Source organism: Methylophilus aquaticus, from assembly GCF_030769565.1.
Taxonomy (GTDB): Bacteria; Pseudomonadota; Gammaproteobacteria; order Burkholderiales; family Methylophilaceae; genus Methylophilus; species Methylophilus aquaticus.
The window spans coordinates 67,019-89,400 of the sequence record NZ_JAVCAP010000001.1; the positions used below are offsets into that span (position 1 = coordinate 67,019).

The window sequence follows — 22,382 nt, forward strand, 5'->3', positions numbered from 1 at the left end:
TAATGCAAACTCCTTATGCAGTTGAAGCGGTATCGTTAAGTAAATCGGTTGTTAGCAATGATACAACACTCCCTATTTTGACTGGTTTGAATCTGGCCGTGCCGCAGGGTGAGCGGCTGGCGATTATCGGCAGTTCGGGGTCGGGTAAGTCTACATTGCTGGGCTTGTTAGCAGGCTTGGACACGGCAAGTAGCGGAAAAGTCCTGATTGCGGGTGAGGATATCGGTGTGATGGATGAAGATTGCCGTGCGGCGATGCGTGCCAGGCACATGGGCTTTGTCTTTCAATCATTTCAATTGCTGGGCTCACTGACTGCCTTGGAAAATGTGATGCTGCCGTTGCAGCTGGCGGGTCGCCGTGATGCGCAAACGGTTGCGGTAACGGCACTTGAAAGTGTAGGGCTGGCCGCACGTGCCACGCATTACCCGAAACAATTGTCGGGCGGTGAGCAGCAGCGGGTGGCCATTGCCAGGGCGTTTGCGGCCAACCCTGCCATTTTATTTGCGGATGAGCCAACCGGTAATCTGGATGTCGCGACAGGTGAGGCCATTATCAAGTTGCTGTTTGATTTAAACGCGCAAAACGGTACGACGCTGGTGCTGGTGACGCATGATATGCATTTGGCCAGACGTTGTCAGCGTGTGCTCAATTTGCAGAATGGCGTACTCGGTGAGATCACTATTCCCGACAATTCAGGAGCGCATTAATGTTAGCCTTCTCCATTGCCTGGCGTCAGTTTCGCAGCCTGTGGTCTTCGGGTGAGATTCGGGTATTGCTGTTTGCACTGATTCTGGCGGTGACGGCAACCACATCTGTCAGTTTTTTCACTGACCGTATCAAATCCAGCATGCAAACTCAGGGCAATGTGTTGTTGGGGGCAGATCTGGTGGTCAACTCAGACCATGTTCTCCCAGAAAAATATCTGGCCGAAGCGCAACGGCGCCAATACCAGACCACGCAGGCGTTAGAGTTTTCCAGCATGGTGGTAAAAGACGAGAGTAGTGAGCTTGCTGAAATCAAGGCAATAGAAGCTGGTTTTCCGCTACGTGGATATTTGACGATCAGCAAGCAGTCAGCGACCGATGTAAAGGCTGAGCAACCTTCAGCTGAAATCCCGGCACCCGGAACGGTATGGATGGAGCCGCGACTGGCGCAAAAACTCGCATTGAAGATTGGCGATGAAATTAGCGTCGGCGAAAGCCAGTTTGCGGTCGCGGCATTTGTGTTGCAGGAGCCGTCGCGGGGCGGCGATATGTTCAGCATTGCGCCGCGCTTGTTTATGAACAGTGCCGATGTCCCGGCTACCAAATTGGTCCAGTTTGGTAGCCGGGTGAAATACCAGTTGCTGGTCGCAGCCAATATGGATGGCGCATCGGTCAACCAGGCCATGGAATACTATGCCGAATGGCTTAAACCGCAGTTAGCCCGAGGTGAGCGCGTAGACGATATCCGCAGCGCCCGCCCGGAAATGCGCAATGCGCTAAATATGGCGCAACAGTTCTTGGGCATTGCCTCCATGGTGGGCGTGATTCTGGCGATGGTGGCGATGTTGCTGGCGAGCATTCCCTATGTGCAAAAAAGCCTGGATGCGTATGCGCTGATGCGTTGCTTTGGCGCGACCAAAAAACTGATTACGCAGATTCTGCTTGTCCAGACCTTGTTGCTGGCGTTGGTCGGTAGCGTGATCGGGTGTGTGTTGGGTTTTGTCGCGCAATACGGATTGGCCATCCTCGCTGGCCGCCTGTTTTTGGAGACCTTGCCCGCCCCCAGTTGGATGCCGGTGCTGTTAGGCTTAGTCACCGGGTTTGCTACCTTGCTCACCGTGGTATGGCCGCAGCTAATGCGTTTGCGCGCAGTACCGGCACTTCGCATTTTGCGCCAGGATATGGAAGGCAATGTGCGTATGAATGTCATTGTATTTATCCCTGCATTCTTAGTGCTGGCAGGGCTGGTGTTCTGGCATGCCGGTGATATCAAACTGGCTGGGATTGTATTTGCTTCGCTGTTAGCATTGGTCGTGGTGGCAGGTTTACTGGCGTTGGTTGGGCTTCGGATTGTTCAATCGTTCAGTGTACAAAATTTCGGCGTAATCAAGCTCGGTTTCATGGGCTTAAGACGCCGCCCCATGTTGACCATCGCGCAGGTGGTTGGCTTAAGCATGGGTTTGATGGCGATCTTGTTGCTGGCATTTGTGCGTAATGACCTGCTAAAAAACTGGCAGACCTCGTTACCCGCAGATGCACCTAACCGGTTTGTCATTAATATCCAGGCCGATCAGATTCCCGGCATTCATGACGTATTAAGCGCACATGGCATACAGCATGCCGTTATTTTGCCCATGGTGCGCGCAAGGCTGATCTCAGTAAATGGTAAGCCTCTTAATATTGAAGATTACAAAGATGACCGCGCCAAGCGCCTGGCCGAGCGTGAATTCAATTTATCGTGGGCAGCGCAGATGCAGGCCGATAACGAACTGGTAGCAGGGCAGTGGTGGCGGGCCGAAGATGCAGGCAAACCGATGTTGTCACTAGAGCAGGGGTTGGCTGAAACACTCAATTTAAAGCTGGGCGATAAATTGTCTTACGATGTGGCCGGTACCCAGCTTGAACTCACCATCACCAGTTTGCGCAAGGTGGAGTGGAACAGCATGCATGTGAATTTTTTTGCGGTGACGCCACCCCAGGTGCTGGATAATTACGCCGCCAATTACCTCACCAGCTTTCACCTGCCCGCGGGCAATGAAGACGCCCTGAATCAGCTCGTCAGAAAATTCCCCAATTTAACCATCATTAATGTGGCGGCGGTGCTGGAGCAGATTCAAAGCCTGATCAGCAAAATGAGCTATGCGATTGAATTCGTGTTTGGTTTTAGCCTACTGGCGGGCCTGGCTGTGTTGTATGCCGCGCTGATGGCAACCCGCGAAGAGCGGGTGCGCGAAAGCACCTTGATGCGGGTGCTGGGCGCTTCAAGAAAGCAGGTGGTGCTTGCCATGCTGGTAGAGTTCTTATGTATCGGCGTACTCGCCAGCGTTGTCGCCAATATTTTTACCAATATCGCGGCCTATTACCTGGCAACGGGGGTGCTCGATATGGAATATCAATTCAACGCTTGGCTGACCGTGCAAGCCTTGTTGGCGGCAATTGTGCTGGTGCCCTTGTCTGCCTGGCTGGTGGCGCGCAACCAGTTTAACCAGCCGCCCAGGGCGTTGCTGCAGAGCATATAAGGCGTTAATCGATTGACTGCGTCTAGACCAAAAACACTGCCAGAGACCACGCAATTTCAAAGGGTCAGTTGGGGCCCACTTTGCCGAGCTTAGCCTATGATTTAAGTTTTGACCGTTAACATTTATTGATCATCACTGGCGAGACTTGCTGAAAACCATTTCAGCATTGCAAAGGATTATACAAGGCTGACATAGCGGTATTGACGAGTGTTTTGCGTTTGCCAGCGACCTTGACGGAATGCGGAAATGAGCGCTCTGGCATGTTCGCTATGCATGCCGTCAAATCCGCTTTCCTCTTTATCCAGGAAATCTGTTAATCCGGTTTCTTGTACCAGATCTTCACGAGTGACATGACGGTAACCCATGCTCCAGGCATCAAAGCCGCGCGTCATAATAGGTTCTTCTAGCAATTTGATGACATGATGATGGCGTTTGTCCTGGCCGATTTTGATGTACAGTGTTTCCAGCACTGCACGATCTCCTTCCAACACCTGAAAGAAACAGCCTTCCATATAAAGCAACATGCCAGTGATCCCGCGTTTGTGGTTATTTTCACGCGCCTGGTGCAATAGCTGAATCAACTCCTCATGTGTCATCAAATGGCTGGCAATGCTGGTGTAACTCAACATGATTAACTCGTGGTCTTCGCTCATTGGTGGCTCCATCATCACAATCCCTTGAATTTTGACTTTTGGGGCTTTAAATAGTTGCAGTGCAGCAAGAGTGGTCGGCTATGCAAAAACTACAGAGGGGGGAGGGTTGCGTACTGCGAGTATGATCAAATTAAAGAAATCATTCATCAAGGCTTAGCAGGGTTTACGCGGTAGAATATGCACATATGATTCCGATTTACCCTGCCCATAGCCTTAAAGAAGCTCCGTTGCAAGGTGAAGCCACCTTGTCCGGCCTGACCAATCCGCCGCCGCTCTCACTGTATATCCATATACCCTGGTGCGTACGCAAATGCCCATACTGTGACTTTAATTCGCATGAGGCGCGGCAGGAAATCCCCGAGGCGGCCTATGTAGATGCGCTGATTGCCGACCTCGAGCAAGCCACGCCGCTGGTGTGGGGGCGCAAAATCCGCAGTGTGTTTTTTGGCGGCGGCACGCCCAGCATTTTTTCTGCCGAGGCGATTGATAAAATTTTGAGCAACGTCCGCATGCTCACGCCGCTGGAGTACGATGCAGAAGTCACGCTGGAAGCCAATCCGGGCACGGTGGATATCGCCAATTTCAAGGGCTACCGCGAGGCCGGAGTCAACCGGGTATCGCTGGGTATTCAGAGTTTTCAGCCGCAATATCTCAAAGCCCTTGGCCGCATTCATGACCGTGAACAGGCCTTGGCAGCCGCGGAGCTTGCGTTGAATACTTTTGACAAGGTGAATCTGGATGTGATGTATGCATTGCCGGAACAAACGCTGGAAGACGCACTAAAAGACGCCGAAACCGCCTGCCAGCTTAAGCCTGCGCATTTATCGTTTTATCACCTGACGCTGGAACCCAACACGCCATTTCACCGCACGCCACCGAGCTTGCCCGATGACGATACCAGCGCCACCATGCAGGAAGAAATCGAGAAGATACTTGCTGCGCATGGCTATCAGCATTACGAAACTTCGGGGTTTGCCCAGCCTGGGCAGCAATGCCAACACAACCTGAATTACTGGACCTTTGGTGATTATCTAGGTATAGGTGCCGGGGCGCATTCCAAGCTGAGTTTTCATGACAAGATTATTCGCCAGAGTCGGCATAAGCATCCCAAGCGTTATCTTGAGGCGATCACTACCGGGCAGGTGGTGGATAGTGAATGGCAGATTGGGCGCGAAGACTTGGCGTTTGAGTTTATGATGAATGCGTTGAGGCTGGTAGATGGCGTTGAAGCTGATTTGTTTCAGCAACGCACGGGATTGCCGTTGCGGGTGATACAGGCGCAGTTGCTTGAAGCGCAGCAAAAGGGATTGTTGGAACAGGTTGGGGGCGCGATTAAACCGACCTTGTTGGGGCAGCGGTTTTTGAATACCTTGTTGGAGATGTTTTTAAAGGGATAAAGACGCCTTAACAATTGTCATTCCGGCGGAGGGTGTAGCAGGGGTTTCGCAGAGCTTGCTCTGCGCCTGCGGAACGGCTGGCTTATGCAGAAGCCAGCGCGCCCTGCAAGGGGGAATCCAGGCGTTGTGTGATTGCAATAAAAGGCTGTTCTTTGTTTTGTAGGGTGAGCATGGATACCAACGCGTTAGTAGATGTTTGTCAGGTAGCTTTTCGCTTTTTCAGCGAGTTACTTTTCTTTGCTTGCCAAAAGAAAAAGTAACCAAAAGAAAGTGCACCCTAGCTTCCGCTTGTTCCCTGCGTTGCTTATCAGCGCGGGCGTCCAGCGAAATTGGCTACGGCCGCCACAGCGTGGCTTAACCTAAAGGTTAGCCTGCGCCGCAACACTCCGTTAGTTGTGGTTACTTTATGTGGGGCAAGCAACAGAAAGTTACTCGCCTAAAGGCGAAAAAGTGAGTAACAAAGACCCACAAAGATTACCGTTAATCTCGCCGCGTTTCCAACACCCCCCACACCAAACTCAACACCAGCAACCACACCGCACATCCCAAAATAATCGCTTGTTGTGGGTGCTGGTAAATTGCCCGCAAAGGCGTTTGTGCAATGGCCCGGGCATTCGCCTGATAATGCTCTGCCGCTTGCACGCCCAGTTTTTTCACCTGCTGCCATACCGGTTGTATCGCCTGTTGACCATGCTTTAGCCAGTGCTCAGAGCGCGTCAAAAAGGATTTTTTAACCTGATCAAACTGTGCAGTTTCTAATGTTGGCAGATGCACACTGGGCCAATGGATCTCGCGCCAGTGCAATCTGGACAAGAGTGGTGGAGCAGGAAGCGGGGCTACAGGGCCGCCGCTGATTTGCATGCTCATGACCAAACCAGGCAGCTTTTCATCCACAGTATCGGCAGTCAGTTCTTCCGCCTTTTTAATGCGGCGGGTCACAGTATGCATGTCGCCTGCATCGGGAACGGCAATTAGTTGTGCGCGTTGAGTGGGTGCATCCGCCTGCAGAAGAATGCCACGATGACGACTGAAGCTCAGGGCTTGTTGGATAAAGCGTTGTTGCAAAATGGGGCTTTGCGGGTAGAGTTTGACCGCCAGGCTCTGCAGACTTTCACCTGGCAATAGCGGCCATAGCATGCCCGGTTCACGCGGCGGTGTTTCAATACCAAGTGCGGCCTGTGCCTGCGGGATGGGCAGCGCGAAGGCTATGCTAATGGCAAGCAATGAAAGTTGGTCCATCATCCCCTTGTGTAAGCAGGTTTTGCGTAACCAGTGCCACAAACGGTGATGAGGGAGGTGGCGCATCAGCTGCCCAGTTGTTGTCTGGCTTGCGCGATGGCGCGGCGCACTTGTGCTGGTGCGGTGCCTCCGGTGTGGTTACGGCTGGCGACCGAGCCTTCGAGCGTGAGCACTTCAAACACATCGTCGTTGATGCTGCCACTAAAGGCTTGCAGTTCGGTCAGGCTGAACTCAGCCAGATCCCGGCCAGATTCAACACCAGCTTTGACTGCATGCGCGACGACTTCATGTGCATCACGGAACGGCATGCCTTTTTTCACCAGATAGTCGGCGAGATCCGTTGCTGTTGCAAAGCCCTCTAATGCCGCCTGACGCATATTGTCGGCTTTGACGGTAATGCCGCGCAGCATGTCTGCATAAATCTGCAAGGTCACCAGCAAGGTGTCCGCCACGTCAAACAGCGGTTCCTTGTCTTCCTGATTGTCTTTGTTGTAGGCCAGTGGCTGGCCTTTCATCAGGGTCAGCAGGCCGACCAAATGGCCATAGACGCGGCTGGTTTTGCCACGCACCAGTTCTGGTACGTCAGGGTTTTTCTTTTGCGGCATGATGGAAGAGCCGGTGCAAAAGCGGTCAGCGATATCAATAAAGCCGAAGCGTGGACTCATCCATAAAATCAGTTCTTCAGAAAAACGTGACAGGTGCATCATGAGCAAAGAAGCCGCCGCATTAAATTCAATGGCAAAGTCACGGTCGGAGACGGCATCCAGCGAGTTCTGGCAAACGCTGTCAAAGCCGAGCAACTCGGCCACCAGTTCCCGCTTGATCGGGTAGCTGGTGCCCGCCAGTGCAGCGGCACCCAATGGCAGGCTATTAATCCGTTTGCGTGCATCGGCAAAGCGCTCGGCATCGCGGTTGAGCATTTCAAAATAGGCCATCAGGTGGTGGCCAAACGTCACTGGCTGCGCCACTTGCAAATGGGTAAAGCCGGGCATGATGGTGGCGGCATGTTGTTCGGCCAGATCGAGCAGCGAGGTTTGCAGGGCGCGGATGCCAGCGATGGTGTCATCGACCACGCTGCGCAACCATAAGCGTACATCGGTGGCGACCTGGTCGTTACGCGAGCGGCCGGTGTGCAGGCGTTTGCCTGCATCGCCAATCTTCTCGGTCAGGCGTCTTTCAATATTCAGGTGGACATCTTCCAGATCCAGCAGCCATTCAAATTGCCCGGCTGCAATCTCAGCCAGAATCTCGCTCAAGCCGCGTTTGATGTCTTCAACGTCTTTGGCAGAAATAATGCCTTGTGCGCCCAGCATGGTGGCGTGGGCGATGGAGCCTTGAATATCAAAAGCGGCCAGACGTTTGTCAAAATCCACCGACGCTGTGTAGCGTTTGACCAGTTCGGCCACCGGCTCGTTAAAGCGGCCTGACCATGCCTGGTCTTTTTGATGCAATGAAGACTGTGTATTGGAATTGGACGTTGTCAAAACAAAATTCTTTCTGCCAGAAATTGGGCGGCTAGCGCGTGCTTGCACCTGTGGCACTTAATACTTATGATGCTATCACGACATTATAAACGAACATCACACTGTGCGTAAAAGTAGCCGCATCCCCAATTTTCGCAATCTGGGCATTCACTTAAGAGTGTTATTGCTGCATGTGGGCTTATTGCTGTTGCTGGCATTGTTCAACTGGCAGCCTGCACTGGCCAACAACACCTTGTGGGCGGATATCACAGGCTTTGGTTTGTGCCTGTTGCCGCCTTTGTTACTGGTGCTGGGCATGCTGACGCTGTGCTATCCGTGGCTGAGTCGCTGGCCTTATCGTTCGGGCATGGCCGCCATTATTGGGCTGGCCCTGCTGCTGACCCTGGCCATCACGGCGATTTACCAGCAATTTATTGCCGCCCTGACGCCGCTCAACTGGGTGCAGGTGACCTTGGTTTGTATGGGCGACAGCGTGCTGAGTTTGTATTACCTTGACTTGTTACAGCGTGCGTACTCGCCTGCCATTGCCGAAGCGCGATTGCAGGCCTTGCAAGCCAGAATCCGCCCCCATTTTTTGTTTAACAGCTTAAATGCAGTGCTGTCATTGATTCGTAGCCAGCCACAGCGTGCTGAAACCGCACTGGAAGACATGGCGGAGCTGTTTCGCGTATTGATGGCGGATAATAGAGACTTGGTGCCATTGGCGCAAGAGATGGCTTTGTGCCAGCAGTATCTGAGTATTGAAAAATTGCGACTGGATGCCCGCTTGCAATGCGACTGGCAACACGCGGCAATTCCACCTGACATCATGATTCCGCCACTGATTTTGCAGCCCTTGCTAGAGAACGCGGTGTATCACGGCATAGAGCCGCGTGCGCAAGGCGGCGTAATCACGATTGAAATTGATACCAGCGACAAACGTTTGTTACTGCGTATCAGCAATCCGTTGCCCCCCAATAATGACAAGCCCGGTGGCAATAAAATGGCACTCAAAAACATTCGGGAACGCTTGCGTTTGCACTATGACCTTGAGGCGCAGCTCCTGCAATATCAGGCCGATCAGCGCTATGTAGTCGAAATCACGATTCCGACGCGACCGCTGTCCGAGGTCATGCATGGCTGAAATAACCGTATTGATTGTCGATGACGAGCCACTGGCTCGACAGCGTTTGCGTGATCTGGTGGGGGATATAGGCGGCTATGCCATTGCAGACGAAGCTGCCAACGGTGTAGAAGCGATGGCGCAATTACAGGCCTCTGCCGTGGACATTGTGCTGGTGGATATTCGCATGCCAGTGATGGATGGCATTGAGTTTGCACAACATTTACGCGGGATGGCCGCGCCTCCGAGCCTGATTTTTACCACGGCTTATGACCATTATGCCTTGCAGGCATTTGACTTGAATGCCGTTGATTATGTGCTCAAACCGATACGCACCGAGCGCCTCGCGGCGGCGCTCGCAAAAGTGCAAGCCAAACAGCCCATGACTGACAAACAGCTGCAGGCACTGCAACCATTGCAATCTACCCACGCACATCTGAGTATCCATGAGCGCGGCAAGGTGATACTGGTGCCTCTCTCCGAGGTGTTGTATTTGCGTGCTGAACTCAAATATGTCACGGTGCGTACGCGTGAAAAATCCCATTTGCTGGAAGCCTCGCTGAGCCAGCTGGAGCAGACCTATAGCCAAAATTTTGTGCGTGTACATCGCAATGCGCTGGTGGCGCGTGATGCCATTGCCGGTTTTGAAAAACTGCGTAGCGAGGCGGAGGATGTGTCCGCCGAAGCTGCGTGGGTGGTGCTGATCAAAGGTATTACTGACACGTTGGCCGTCAGCCGTCGGCACCAGCATTTGATTAAAATGGTTTAACGTATTCAAAAAAAGCCCGGCGAAAGATGTGTCGCCGGGCTTTTTAAACCCAGATTTTCCATGAGGACTTGAAACGGCCACGCAGGGTGGTTTGATGGATTTTTTGTGGAAATTTGAGGGACTAAAAAATAGTCATTCTATTCACCGAAAATTTGCGCAAAAAAGACGCAATCCGGACAAGTTGACGTTCAAGTAGATTGAAAATCGCCTAATGGAAAATCTGGGTTTATTGCAAAATACCGCTTATTTTTTCTTCTGCTGCGCCTGTTCAATTACCCGATTTGCCCAGTCGCGGCCACCCAGTCCAAACGCAATCGCCAGTGCCAGAAACACGGCGCCAAACACAATCACGAACAATGCATGGATCAATTGCATGCCGATACCCAGCTGCTCCAGCCCGATAAAAATCGCCAGTATTTGAATGCAGTATTCAGCTGATGTGCTGATGACAAGCGCATGTTCAAATTTGATACTGTGCAACCACGCGAACACCAGGCGGTTGATAAAGCGGGCAAACAGCGTCCCAAAGATCACCACCAGAATCGCGACAATAATATGCGGCAGATAACTGGCCAGTTCACGCAGCAACACGGCGACTTCGGTCATGCCCAGCGAGTTGGCACCCGTAATCACAAACAGCAAAATCACCAGCCAGTAAACGACCTGGCTGATAATGCCACTCAGAGTGACATGGTAATTGGCGTCCTGCATAAAGGCTTCAACCCCAGATTTTTTTGCAAAAGCATCAAAACGGGTGATTTCGAGAAGACGTTTAACGCCGAGGCGGACCAATTTGGCGATCAACCAGCCAAAAAACAGAATCACCATCGCCGCTAACAGTTTGGGTACAAAATTGACCAGATCGATCCAGAAATAATTGAGAGAAGACAGGAAGATTTCGAGTTGGTATTGCATTATTTACCCCTTTCGGACAATGCTGGTCTATTCATTTGTGTGCTCTAAAAGCGCATGAGCAAAAGACACGGCTCATAAGCTTACCCGATCTTTTAGGGCTTGTGTGTCAGTGTATAGCTGACATGGTGACGGCGATGGCTTTATATTCGCTGAATTAGAATGCTCCTGCGCGCAGCGCTGCATACGGGCAAAGTATTTGGCAGGCATGTGCTGCCAGTGTGTCGCGCGCTCAGGGCGCACCATCCGCCCGTGCCCTCGGGAAAAATCTGGGTTAAAATGCCGGGATGACGACATTCAATCCCCCTCAAACACTGGTGATTGCCTCACGCGAAAGTGCGCTGGCGATGTGGCAAGCCAAGCATATTCAGGCACGATTACAGGCGCTCTATCCGCAATGCACTGTGACTATTCTTGGCATGACGACCACCGGCGACCAGATCCTGGATTCACCATTGTCGCGTATCGGCGGCAAGGGTCTGTTTGTAAAAGAGCTGGAAAACGCATTGGCAGATGGCAGTGCCGATCTCGCCGTACACAGCATGAAAGACGTGCCCATGCATCTGCCAGAGGGCTTTATGATGGCAGCGACCGGTGAGCGAGAGGATCCGCGCGATGCCTTTGTTTCCAATGACTATGATGCTTTGGAAGATTTGCCCGCGGGAAGCGTAGTGGGGACTTCCAGCTTGCGGCGGCAAAGCCAGTTGCAGGCACGCTTTCCGCACTTGAAGATCGAATCTTTGCGCGGTAATGTACAAACCCGTTTGCGTAAGCTGGATGAAGGACAATATGCCGCCATCATTCTGGCAGCGGCGGGTTTGATCAGGTTGGAATTGGGCCACCGTATTCGCCAGTCTATCGCACCGCAAGACAGCATTCCAGCAGTTGGGCAGGGCGCCTTGGGCATAGAAATCAACGCCAAGCGCCAGGATTTACTGGCCATATTGGCACCATTAAATCATGTAGATACCGAACTGTGCGTGCTGGCTGAACGAGGGTTTAGCCGTGCGTTGGCCGGGAGCTGTACCGTGCCATTGGGCGCCTATGCGACCAAGCAGGATGGCATGTTGCACATGACCGGTTTTGTGGCGAGTGTAGACGGCAAACAAATGCTCAGGGAAACCGTCACGGGCTCTGCTGACGAGGCAGAAAAGCTGGGCCAGCAATTAGCGCAGCAACTGGTTGCGCGTGGCGCAGATAAAATACTGGCAGCGCTGGACGGCGTGAAATGACCTTGCCCCTGGCCGGGCAGACCATTGCCGTCACGCGCCCGCCCGAGCAAGCCACCCGGTTGACAGCTGCCATCGCGTCAGCAGGGGGCGCAGTCATCTCATTCCCACTGCTGGATATTCAGGCACTGCCTGATCTCTCTGATTTTCATCAAGCCATCACCCCCCTGAGCCAGTTTGACTGGGCGATTTTTATCAGCAGTAATGCCGTACAGCATGGTATGCCGCTATTGCAGCAAGCCGGGTTACCGGCCACGCTGCAATTTGCGGCAATCGGCCCGACCACAGCGGCCAGTCTGCGTAGCTTTGGTATTGCGCAAGTGCTCACTCCGCAAGACCGCTTTGATAGTGAAGCGCTGCTTGCACTAGAAGCTTTTCAGGCGATGCAGGGGCAGCGCGTGCTGATCGTGCGTGGCGTGGGTGGGCGTGAAGTGCTGGCCGATACCTTGAAACAACGCGGTGCCGAAGTGGTGTTTGGCGAATGTTACCGGCGCGTCAACCCTCAAAGCAATGCGCAAGTGTTGGCGCAGGCCTATAATCAAGGCCAACTGCATGGCATCGTTGTGACCAGCAGTGAAGCCCTGCGCTTTTTACTCGACCTGGCGCAGGATGCCGCCTGGTTGCAAGCCACGCCTGTCTTTGTGAACCATGCCCGTATTGCCGAACAGGCGAGTGCGGCGGGTCTCACGGCCTACTGTAGTGGTGTTTCAGGGGATGACGCCATGCTGGATCTGTTGCAACGTCAGCTTGCGTAGTCGTCAAAGCAGCCTGCGTCTAAACGCCAGCAAGCCCAAACCCAGCCATAGCATCGCCGCGCGATTTGCCTCTGGCACAGCCGAAACTGAAGCAGTGAGCGGGGTGTTGATCAGGGGTGAGGATATTTGACTTGATGAAATTTCAATAGCGCCATCTGGTTTGATCACAATTTGACCTCCAACTGCAATCACGCCTGAAGGAGCACTTGTGTGTGTGGATGGCATATTGAAATGCACGGTGCTACCGGCATTGACTGACAGGTCAAAAGCTTGCCAGTGAATGATGGGTGTTTTCGGGAATAGACCGTTGTTACCTGCACTGATCACGACTTGCCCACCGCCACTGCCATCGTTTTGAACGGCGTTAATATTCACGGTGTTTGCGATATGGATGCCACCTTGGAACGTCGAAAGCGAAATTTCTTGCGCATTCAAGTTGAGGTTTTCTAGCAGCAAGTCCCCGTCTGCGTGAATAAGGATGCTGGCGTCAGCGTTTATCCATCCGCCATTTAAAGTGAGGTTACCGTCGCAGCTGAGCGAGGCACCAGAGAGCGATGAAATGGACATCTGGCCACTGCAATAGCTACTCTCCAGACTGATCACGGTACTGGCATGGGCAGTCACAGGCATGGCAGCCAGCAACGATAACACGACAGCTAAACGTAACATTTGTCGTTCCCGGATTGGTTTATTTTTCGCATTTTCAACATAGTGTAACGGTCCGGGTTGGCTGGCGAATGACGATTTAATGAAACCCTGACTATGGGCCAGACGCACTATTTTCAACACGCTACTTGACAAAATAAACTAAATAACTAATTATTTAGTTATATGAAAAAAATCACTTCCATCCCGGATGCCTGGACCGAGATTTCTGATCTCTTTGTTGCGTTGGGTGACGCCCACCGGCAGCGTATTTTGTTATCGTTTGAAAAAAACGAGCGCTTGACCATCTTGCAGGTGGTTGAGGCTTCACAGCTCAGCCGGACAGCGGTCACGCATCATCTCAAGGTGCTCGAACGAGGGGGGGCTTTGAAAAGTGAAAAAGTAGGACGTGAAGTCTATTTTCAGGTGAATAAAGACTGGATGCAGCAGGCGCTACATAATGTCTTGCAATACGTTGAAGAAGAAATTTAAACAGGGGAAGGCAATGCTGGTTAGCATGTTAAGAGAATTGTGTCGTTTAATGTTTCGTGTAAAGGTCAGTGGACTGGAACATATTCCAGCTGAAGACCGTTTGTTGATTATTGCCAACCACGAGTCATTTCTGGATGGGTTGTTGCTCGGCCTGTTTTTACCCAAGCGCGCGACCTTTGTTGTGCATAGCGAGGTATTGAAAAATCCATTTTTCAGGCTCGTGTTGAAGTTAACACCGCATCTTGCGGTAAATCCCGGCAGTCCATTAGCGATGAAACAGGTGATTCAGCGCCTGAATGCGGGTGAAAACGTGGTGATTTTCCCTGAAGGCCGCATTACGCTGACAGGTGCCTTGATGAAGGTGTATGACGGCCCGGGCTTTGTGGCGGCCAAAACCGGGGTCAAAATTTTACCTGTGCGCGTAGAGGGCGCCGCGCAATCTTATTTTGGCCGATTGTCTGATGCGCATCCGCGCAAGCTGTTTCCACGGGTTTCGCTCAAGGTGTTGCCAGTCACCGATATCCGCATTGAACAGCACGGGCAGCATGCCCCATTAAGCGCCAAGCAACGCCGTCGCATCGCTGGCGAAGCCATGCGCAACATCATGCAGCATATGCTATACCAAACCCACCAGAGTAAAACACTGTTTGAGACTTTGCTGGATGCCATGGACAAATTTGGTGCCAAAACCCGCATCATCGAAGATATGAATCAAGTGGAGGATACTTATCAGGAGGTGCTCAAGCGGAGTCTGGCACTGGGTCGGCTGGCATGCAAAGTCAGTGTCTCTGGCGAAGCGGTGGGGGTGCTGATGCCCAATGTTACTAACACGCTGGCGTTGATACTGGGCATGACAGCTTTCAAGCGCGTACCGGCCATGCTCAATTACACAGCCGGGACCGCTGGCATACAGAACGCCTGTATTGCCGCCGATATTCGCACGGTCATCACTTCACGCAAGTTTCTCGAAGCCGCCAAGCTGGAAGAGGTGGTGGCACAGATGCAAGGCTTGAACATTGTGTACCTTGAAGACTTGCGTAACCAGTTTGGCATGCTCGACCGAGCCTGGCTGATGGGTTATGCCCTGCATTACCCGCGTGCCGCCATAGAGCCTACCCAGGCGAATGATACCGCAGTGATTTTATTTACCTCGGGTTCGGAGGGTAAGCCCAAAGGGGTGGTGCTCAGCCATAAAAATATTCTGGCCAATATTCACCAGACCATTGCTATGCTGGACTTTACACCTGCTGACAAGCTCATGATGTCATTGCCCTTGTTTCATGCCTTTGGCTTTACCTGCTCATTGCTTGCGTTGTTTAACGCTGTGCGTATTCTGCTGTTTCCCTCACCCTTGCAATATAAGCTGATCCCGGAAGTGATTTACGAAAAAGGCTGCACGGTGTTTTTTTCCACCAGCACTTTTTTGGGCAATTATGCAAAACATGCGCATCCCTATGATTTTTACAAGCTACGCGTTGTATTTGCTGGCGCAGAAAAACTCAATGAAGAAGTACGCAAGATTTATCATGAAAAATTCGGGATCCGCATTCTTGAAGGCTATGGCACCACGGAATGTGCGCCCGTCATTTCTGCCAATACACCGATGGCCAACCGTCATGGCAGCGTAGGTCAGTTCTTCCCCGGCATCCAGCATCGGCTAGAACCCGTCCCCGGCATTACGCAAGGTGGATTGCTGTATGTAAAAGGCGATAACGTCATGAAAGGCTATTATTTATACGACCAGCCAGGCGTGCTGGTGCCGCCCAAAGACGGATGGTATGACACAGGCGATGTCGTTGAAATCGATGGCGAAGGATTTATACATATCAAAGGCCGGGTCAAACGCTTTGCCAAGGTCGCTGGCGAAATGGTATCGCTTGAAACCGTTGAAAAAATTGCGCATACCGCCGCCCCTGATTGTGCGCACGCAGCCAGCACCCAGACAGACGCCAACCGTGGTGAAAATATTGTGCTGTTTACAACCGACCCTGCCCTCAAGCGTGAAGACCTGCAAATCGTTGCCAAAAACCTGGGCGCACCAGAACTGGCAATTGCACGCAAAATTATCCGTGTCGACGAAATTCCATTGCTGGGCACTGGTAAAACGGATTATGTGACTCTCAAACAGATGGCAGAAAAGGCAGCATGAACCGTAGGCAGTTCATCATGGCTGGCGGAGCGTTTCTGTGCGGAGGGTTAACGCAGCCTGCATGGAAGTATTTTCCAGACAGCGGGCTGGCACATCCCTGCAAAACGGAGCTTACACCAGCGCTTTATCAGCACGAAACATGGCAAACGATCTGGCAAGGCATACGTCCTGACCAGGTGTGGGATGCCCATGTGCATTTAGTCGGGGTTGGTGACGCATCGAATCAAACCTGGTTTAACCCGGCCATGGATGAGTGGCTTCATCCACAGCTAAAGCTGCAAAAGAATTTTTATATGAATGCCACATGTGCAGATCCATCTCGTATAGATGAATCTTCTGTGGCCAGAATGGATGCACTGACCCAAGCGATGCCTGCAGGCATGAAATTGATGCTGTTTGCATTTGATTGGCACCGCGATACACAAGGCAACATTCTTAAGCAGCATTCGATTTTCCATATTTCAAATCAATATGCGGCCACTATCGCCCAGCGCATGCCGGAAAGATATGAATGGGTCGCCAGTATCCATCCTTTTAGACCCGATGCGGTTGATGCGCTCGATCACGCGTATGCGCTTGGTGCGAAAGCAATCAAGTGGTTGCCATCAGGCATGGGCATAGACCCGGCCTCTGCTAAATGTGATGCTTTCTACAAAAAGGTAGCACAATTGGGAATGCCGATTATTAGTCATACAGGCCAGGAAAGTGCTGTGCCCGGCGGTGAGCAAGCGTTTGGTAATCCTTTGAGGATGCGACGCGCGCTTGATCACGGTGCAACAGTCGTACTTGCCCACTGCGCCAGTGATGGAATGGATCAGGATTTAGACCATGGGGGTCGGCAAGTGAGGAGTTTTGAGCTATTTAAGCGCTTAATGGATACGCCTGATTACCAACCCTTGCTATATGGCGATATTTCGGCAACGACTTTGATCAACCACGCCTGGGTATTACCGGAGTTAATCCAAAGACAAGATTGGCATACAAGGTTAATACATGGGTCAGATTATCCTCTGCCTGGCATTATGCCGCTCACGAATGTGAATACATTGGTCGCACATGGCTGGCTTGATGAAACGCATAAACCGTTTTTAATGGCTTTGAAAAACCATCACCCCTTGTTATATGACTTTGCTCTGAAGCGATTAATCGCGATCCACGGCCAAAGTTTCTCCACCGCAGTTTTTGAAACCAGACATATTTTTGAGCGAGCATGAGCAATCCTTTCCACTTGTTACATCAGCAACGGTTTAGCCCATTTTTCTGGACACAAGGCCTGGGCGCGTTTAATGACAATGTGTTTAAAACTGCATTGATCACGCAAGTGGCTTTTAATACCGCCAGCCTGACGACGCTGGATGGCGCGACACTGGCGACCTTGCTGCCCGGCCTGTTTATTCTGCCTTTTTTCCTGTTTTCGGCTTCTGCCGGGCAATTGGCGGATAAGTACGAGAAGTCAAAGATTGTCCGGCTGGTCAAAATCCTGGAAATTTGCATCATGCTGTTTGCCAGCATCGGTTTTTTAAGCCGTAGTTTGTGCATGTTGGCGCTGGCCCTGTTTTTAATGGGTGTGCATTCCACCTTGTTTGGCCCGGTTAAATACTCTTATTTGCCGCAGCATCTTCAGCCAAATGAATTGACAGCAGGCAATGGGCTGGTGGAAATGGGCAGTTTCGTTGCTATTTTGCTGGGCCAGGTGCTGGGTGCCTGGTTGGGCAGCCTGGAGCAGCATGCCTTGTTTACCAGTGTGTGTGTATTGCTGGTGGCGATGTCTGGGTATCACCTTAGCCGACGCATTCCGCTATCACCCGCTCCCGAGCCAAGCATGGTCATTAACTGGAACCCGATCACTGAAACCATACGCAATGTGCGTATGGTTTGGGCGCAGCAAACCTTGTGGGTGGCGATTGTGGCGATTTCATGGTTCTGGTTTTTTGGTGCAACCTTGCTGGCACAGTTTCCTAATCTGGCGAAACAGGTGTTGCAGGGCAGTGAGCGTGACTTTATCAGCCTGTTGTCGATTTTCTCGGTGGGGGTAGGCATCGGTTCGGTCTGGTGTGAAAAGCTGTCCAAAGGCAAGCAGGAGTTAGGCTTGGTCATGCTGGGTGCGCTGGGCATGTCGCTATTTGCCTGGGATTTTGCCAATACTGCCGCGAGTATTCAACAGCAATTACACGCACATCCGGGACTGACGTTGCACACCCTGGGCGGGTTGGCGTATTGGCGCATGCTGCTGGATGTGGGTTTGCTCGGCGTAAGTGGAGGCCTGTATATTGTGCCTCTTTATGTGTTGCTGCAAATCCGTGCTCAGCCCGCTTATCAGTCACGTGTGATCGCGGCCAACAATATTATGAATGCCTTGTTTATGGTGCTCTCGGCCGGATTTTCACTGCTGTTGTTTGGCATGGGGGTTGGCATCCCGCAATTGTTTGCCATCACGGCGGCAGTTAATGTGCTGGTGGCGTTGTATTTATGTATGCGCCAGCCAGAATACTGGCACAGCGTGCGTGATTATATTTCCGGTTTGAGAGGTTAAGCATGCGGCGCTTATTTGGCGTGGGCCTTGGCCTGGTGACTTCATTTGCCCAGGGTGCGACAGAGGTGGATAGGTTGGGGCTGCACAAACAATCACAGTTTCAAACCGTACAAGGCGCTTGTGCGCAGTGCGCAATTTCACCACAAGCCTTGTGGTATTTTAGAAATGAGACCTTCGCAGTGCCCAAGCCTGGCCTGCCGGTCTCAGGCATCTCTCCCCACAAACGCGGCGCAGACGATGTTGACGCATTAGATGAAGATGCGCTGCCTGCTTTAATATGGACCGGCTCCAGCCGATACTGGCCGCAGATGACGCTTAACGCCACGGCGACAGAAGTGAGCTCAGCAGGCGGTGAGCGTTTGCGTTTTGAGTTAGTGCCTAAAATTGCCAGTAACCTATCCTATTGGAACGCGGATACCCGTGATTTCTTCAGTCAGTCGGTGATTGCCGTACGCGGGGAATCAGCGTCTAATGCCCTGGTTGCGCGCACGGTGTGGCCCCATGCGTTCAAGCTGGATTTAGCCGCCGGTCAGCAACCGTTGCACAGCGGTGAAACCTTGCAATCGCTGGTACAGTTTGAGCAGGGGGGTGCACGCAGCCCTTACCAAAGTCGCTTATTGTGGGAGAAGTCACCCGGCATTGCACAGCAATCGGCCGGAAAACCCGCTTTGGGCATATTGCTTAATGGCGCCCAAGGCGATGACGATGAAGCCCATGGCGGACACTTTGCCCTGGCCACCGGGGAGGTCGGCAACGCGGGGGAATATGGCGCATGGTTGGTCAATAATTATTACAACCTCGCGACCAATAGCGAAAAAGGCATTATTGCCGGGGTCACGCCCTTTGATAAATACATGGGAGACCTCAATAGCGGGCAGGCATTTTACCGGCCATCGTACATGCTGGTGGCAGTGTTCAGCCAGCCGGATATCCCCAAGCAGATACAGGCCCTGAATAATCGTGTGATGCAACATTTTTACCGCAACGATTTTAAGTACGATCATGCACTGGAAAACTGTGCAGGTATCAGCATCGATACTTTACGCAATCTGGGCTGGCAGGTGCCTATGCGTGGCGTGGAAAGCATGCTTAAAGCCAGTGCAGCTTATTGGTATGTGGCTGCCACAGAGCGTAGCTTAAAAAAAGGCCGGGCCATCTACGATTACCTGAATACGGAAATGACGCGGCTGTTTCCCGCTGTGGCGTTTGATGCTATTGGGAATGACCTGCTGAACATCGCCCAGACTGGCAGCACAAGTAGCTTGCGCTCGCCCATCATGCAGGCAATGGCGCAACAGATTGAAGCCCTCTATTTTGTGCGGATTCCACAAATTCCTTCTAGCCGGGCGTATGGTCAAGCACCCGTCTACAGTTTCGCGCAATATCTGCAACAGGCCCCGGCAGATAGAAGCCAGTGGAAAATCATTCCAGTGACGCCGAATCCACTGCCGCAACATTTGAAAGAGGGTTTGGCGCTTAAATCCCAATCCGCTGCGTTGTTACCGTTACCGGCGATGCTGTTTTTAATCAGTGTGATTGGACTTGTATTGATGATAGTTGGAGTTTGCGCAAAAGTATTCAAAAAGGTGTCAGGAAAGTACGATGTGTAATTGAGTAAGGTAGCGCTAATTAATTACGTAAAGATTGAAGCATATGAGTTTGGATAGAGTATGGATTTATTTACCCCTGTTGTAGATGAAGCTCGGTTACATCAAAACTTTATTTCGATATTGCTTGATGGGCGCGAACCCATGAGAGCCGAGCTTGCTAGATGGGCTGAAGGTTTTCAAGATCGAGATGGAAAGTTTGTGAAAGAGTTTCAAACAACATTTAATTCTAGTTTTTGGGAAATATATTTGTTTGCTGTTTTCAAAGAGTATGGATTTGACGTTGACTGGAGTAATCAGTCACCAGATTTCAATCTTATCGCTGATGGGCTTAGAGTTAATGTTGAGGCAGTTACTGCCAATGCAGCTCAAGGTAAACCCAATGAATGGGAGAGAACATTTGAAACGCTGATGGCGAAGCCAAACCTTAATGAGCTCAATCGAGAGTCCATTATTCGCTTGTCAAATGCAATTCTAGGCAAAGCTCGAAAGTACAATGATTACTATTCGAAACTTGCGCATGTTGCTAGGCATCCTTTTGTGATTGCCATAGCACCTTTTGAGCAACCGTTATTCAACTTACAATACAATCGACCAATTAAAGCCTTGCTTTATGACTATTATGTTGATGAAGAAGCCTTCATGGCAAATCCATCAAAATATCCAAACGGACCTCCTGTGAAAAGTCTCGGATTTATTGAAAAGGATAATGGCTCTGAAATTGAGCTAGGAATATTCAATAGCAATGCCTATTCTGAAGTTAGCGCGATTATTTTTAGTTGTACAGCAAGTTGGGGGAAGGTAGATGCAATGTGCCATGAACCAGATAGTAAAATGGTCATAAACTCAATGTGGGGGTCAGAGCCTCATGGTGAGCCAGTGCAAAAAACTTCGTATAAGCATGAATATACCGAACTGATTACAGATGGCTTACAGATATATCATAACCCGTTTGCAAAGTTTCCATTGCCCTTAGGTGTTTTTAGAAGAAAGGGTGTGGTTCAAGTGTATCCAGATCATGAAACGTTTGAATTGAAAGAAGAAGAGGCTACTAGAAGTCTGTTCTATCGAATGGTTAACAACTTTGTTGCACGCTAACTCTCTAGTAGCCAAGTGGGCCGCAATAACCAACGTGTATTGTGCGTGTAATTTTAGTGCAAAAAGTGAAGTTAACATGAAAGGAGTTATGTATGAAGTTAAAAAGCGCTTCTTCAGTGCGGGGTCGGGTTGCGCGCAATTGCACTCAATGTGGGATTATTGTTCAACGGCCATGGGTTTATAATTTATCTAGTAAGAAGCCGGTCTATTTGTGTTCAGAATGTAAGCCTATTGTTTTGAGTAAGTCGTTTGGAAAAAATGCGCATTTAAAACAGATGATGATTTCGACTGGATTCGAAACGAATCGAAGAAAACACTGATGTTAAATGGCAGTGCTAGACTATCCAATTCTCAACGCTGAGATTGGGCACCCGCATAAACTCATTTTCGTTATTGGTGACCAGAATCAGTTTTTCACTTAAGGCATGGGCCGCTATCCAAAGGTCATTATTGCCGATCGGCGTGCCTTTTTGCTGAAGGGTTGCGCGAATTTCGCCGTATAGTTGTCCGACTTCTTGCTGCATGTCTAATACGGGTATCACGGCGCTGAGCTTATCTAAGGCTTGCAGCGCTTTGCTGCGATGCTGGCTTTTTTGTGCGCCAAACTGGAGCTCACCAAAGGTGATGACTGAAATCGCTACATCGTTTTCGGCCAAACTTAAAAAGCGTTGATTGAGCGCCGGGTGTTGGTGTTTGGTGAGATAAATGCAAATGTTGGTGTCGAGTAAATAGCGCGCCATTAAAGTGACTCGCGTGCTTGAGGGTGTTCATCGTCTCTGCCATCCGCCATGAAGTCAGCAGGAAAGCTGGCAAAAATAGCTAGAGCATCTGCAGGTTTGTAGCGCTTTTCACGCAATACCACTTCGTCGCCGCGCTGAAAAATTTCTACGTCTTTAGATTGAAAGCGAAACTCCTTGGGTAAGCGCACGGCTTGACTATTCCCAGAGGTGGACCCGGAAAACTGGACAGTGTTTTAAGTGATATTCTTGCTTAACCTTGCAGCCGATAGGCGGCAGAAAGCAGAGAAAGAAAGCAATGAAACGTACCCGAAGAACCCACGCAGCGAGCTTCAAGGCTAAAGTGGCCTTGGCAGCC

Annotated in this window: 19 protein-coding genes and 1 pseudogene; 13 read left to right on the plus strand and 7 right to left on the minus strand. The window is 51.1% G+C overall.

The features are described from left to right. Window positions 1-2: 2 nt before the first annotated feature. Window positions 3-707, plus strand: a complete 705-nt coding sequence (locus Q9291_RS00350; protein WP_306387989.1) for an ABC transporter ATP-binding protein — start codon at window positions 3-5, stop codon at window positions 705-707. After that, on the plus strand, window positions 707-3,223 hold the full coding sequence (locus Q9291_RS00355) for an ABC transporter permease (protein WP_306387991.1): 2,517 nt from the start codon (window positions 707-709) through the stop codon (window positions 3,221-3,223). Before Q9291_RS00350 ends, Q9291_RS00355 begins: the two co-directional genes overlap by 1 nt. Window positions 3,224-3,399: 176 nt before the next feature. Here the strand turns inward: Q9291_RS00355 and Q9291_RS00360 are convergent, their stop codons facing one another. Continuing rightward, the gene (locus tag Q9291_RS00360) at window positions 3,400-3,891 is read right to left on the minus strand and encodes a BLUF domain-containing protein (protein ID WP_306387993.1); all 492 of its coding nucleotides are present in this window, start codon (window positions 3,889-3,891) and stop codon (window positions 3,400-3,402) included. Between the two features lie 170 nt (window positions 3,892-4,061). Here Q9291_RS00360 and hemW point away from each other — a divergent pair, with 170 nt between their 5' ends. Then, complete coding sequence (hemW, locus tag Q9291_RS00365; protein WP_306387995.1) at window positions 4,062-5,273, plus strand: radical SAM family heme chaperone HemW; 1,212 nt, start codon at window positions 4,062-4,064, stop codon at window positions 5,271-5,273. Between the two features lie 480 nt (window positions 5,274-5,753). On the opposite strand, the gene Q9291_RS00370 is transcribed toward hemW, so the two are convergent. Beyond that, complete coding sequence (locus Q9291_RS00370) at window positions 5,754-6,578, minus strand: hypothetical protein (RefSeq protein WP_306387997.1); 825 nt, start codon at window positions 6,576-6,578, stop codon at window positions 5,754-5,756. Further along, on the minus strand, window positions 6,578-7,996 hold the full coding sequence (gene argH / locus Q9291_RS00375; RefSeq protein ID WP_306387999.1) for an argininosuccinate lyase: 1,419 nt from the start codon (window positions 7,994-7,996) through the stop codon (window positions 6,578-6,580). The genes Q9291_RS00370 and argH overlap by 1 nt, the downstream gene beginning before the upstream one ends. Before the next feature lie 103 nt (window positions 7,997-8,099). Here argH and Q9291_RS00380 point away from each other — a divergent pair, with 103 nt between their 5' ends. Together Q9291_RS00380 and Q9291_RS00385 are read left to right on the plus strand one after the other, a co-directional pair. Continuing rightward, on the plus strand, window positions 8,100-9,119 hold the full coding sequence (locus Q9291_RS00380; RefSeq protein WP_306388001.1) for a sensor histidine kinase: 1,020 nt from the start codon (window positions 8,100-8,102) through the stop codon (window positions 9,117-9,119). After that, complete coding sequence (locus Q9291_RS00385) at window positions 9,112-9,867, plus strand: LytR/AlgR family response regulator transcription factor (protein ID WP_306388002.1); 756 nt, start codon at window positions 9,112-9,114, stop codon at window positions 9,865-9,867. The genes Q9291_RS00380 and Q9291_RS00385 overlap by 8 nt, the downstream gene beginning before the upstream one ends. 243 nt (window positions 9,868-10,110) lie before the next feature. Here the strand turns inward: Q9291_RS00385 and Q9291_RS00390 are convergent, their stop codons facing one another. Further along, window positions 10,111-10,782: a mechanosensitive ion channel family protein gene (locus tag Q9291_RS00390; RefSeq protein WP_306388003.1), complete on the minus strand. Its 672-nt coding sequence runs from the start codon at window positions 10,780-10,782 to the stop codon at window positions 10,111-10,113. Window positions 10,783-11,066: 284 nt separating this feature from the next. On the opposite strand from Q9291_RS00390, the gene hemC reads away from it, so the two are divergent. Further along, window positions 11,067-12,011, plus strand: coding sequence for a hydroxymethylbilane synthase (gene hemC, locus Q9291_RS00395; protein WP_306388004.1), 945 nt, complete (start codon window positions 11,067-11,069; stop codon window positions 12,009-12,011). Next, a complete protein-coding gene (locus Q9291_RS00400; protein WP_306388005.1) occupies window positions 12,008-12,763 on the plus strand; it encodes a uroporphyrinogen-III synthase in 756 nt (251 codons plus the stop codon). Before hemC ends, Q9291_RS00400 begins: the two co-directional genes overlap by 4 nt. A gap of 3 nt (window positions 12,764-12,766) precedes the next feature. Here Q9291_RS00400 and Q9291_RS00405 read toward each other — a convergent pair whose 3' ends face one another. Then, window positions 12,767-13,432 (minus strand): hypothetical protein, encoded by a 666-nt coding sequence (locus tag Q9291_RS00405; protein WP_306388006.1) that lies wholly within the window; start codon window positions 13,430-13,432, stop codon window positions 12,767-12,769. Between the two features lie 162 nt (window positions 13,433-13,594). Here Q9291_RS00405 and Q9291_RS00410 point away from each other — a divergent pair, with 162 nt between their 5' ends. The 6 genes from Q9291_RS00410 to Q9291_RS00435 all read left to right on the plus strand — a co-directional run bounded on the left by Q9291_RS00410 (window position 13,595) and on the right by Q9291_RS00435 (window position 21,287). Beyond that, window positions 13,595-13,900: an ArsR/SmtB family transcription factor gene (locus tag Q9291_RS00410; protein ID WP_306388007.1), complete on the plus strand. Its 306-nt coding sequence runs from the start codon at window positions 13,595-13,597 to the stop codon at window positions 13,898-13,900. A gap of 13 nt (window positions 13,901-13,913) precedes the next feature. Next, complete coding sequence (gene aas, locus Q9291_RS00415) at window positions 13,914-16,049, plus strand: bifunctional acyl-ACP--phospholipid O-acyltransferase/long-chain-fatty-acid--ACP ligase (RefSeq protein ID WP_306388008.1); 2,136 nt, start codon at window positions 13,914-13,916, stop codon at window positions 16,047-16,049. 245 nt (window positions 16,050-16,294) lie between these two features. Beyond that, window positions 16,295-17,263, plus strand: a complete 969-nt coding sequence (locus Q9291_RS00420; RefSeq protein WP_306388009.1) for an amidohydrolase family protein — start codon at window positions 16,295-16,297, stop codon at window positions 17,261-17,263. Then, window positions 17,260-18,582 (plus strand): MFS transporter, encoded by a 1,323-nt coding sequence (locus Q9291_RS00425; RefSeq protein ID WP_306388010.1) that lies wholly within the window; start codon window positions 17,260-17,262, stop codon window positions 18,580-18,582. The genes Q9291_RS00420 and Q9291_RS00425 overlap by 4 nt, the downstream gene beginning before the upstream one ends. A gap of 2 nt (window positions 18,583-18,584) precedes the next feature. Further along, window positions 18,585-20,192, plus strand: a complete 1,608-nt coding sequence (locus Q9291_RS00430; RefSeq protein ID WP_306388011.1) for a hypothetical protein — start codon at window positions 18,585-18,587, stop codon at window positions 20,190-20,192. Between the two features lie 60 nt (window positions 20,193-20,252). Beyond that, the gene (locus tag Q9291_RS00435) at window positions 20,253-21,287 is read left to right on the plus strand and encodes a hypothetical protein (RefSeq protein WP_306388012.1); all 1,035 of its coding nucleotides are present in this window, start codon (window positions 20,253-20,255) and stop codon (window positions 21,285-21,287) included. 335 nt (window positions 21,288-21,622) lie between these two features. Here the strand turns inward: Q9291_RS00435 and vapC are convergent, their stop codons facing one another. After that, window positions 21,623-22,027: a type II toxin-antitoxin system tRNA(fMet)-specific endonuclease VapC gene (gene vapC / locus Q9291_RS00440; protein WP_306388013.1), complete on the minus strand. Its 405-nt coding sequence runs from the start codon at window positions 22,025-22,027 to the stop codon at window positions 21,623-21,625. Continuing rightward, window positions 22,027-22,224 (minus strand): annotated as a pseudogene (locus Q9291_RS00445) (antitoxin); the annotation flags it as partial. The gene vapC and the pseudogene Q9291_RS00445, both read right to left, overlap by 1 nt. Window positions 22,225-22,382: the final 158 nt, after the last annotated feature.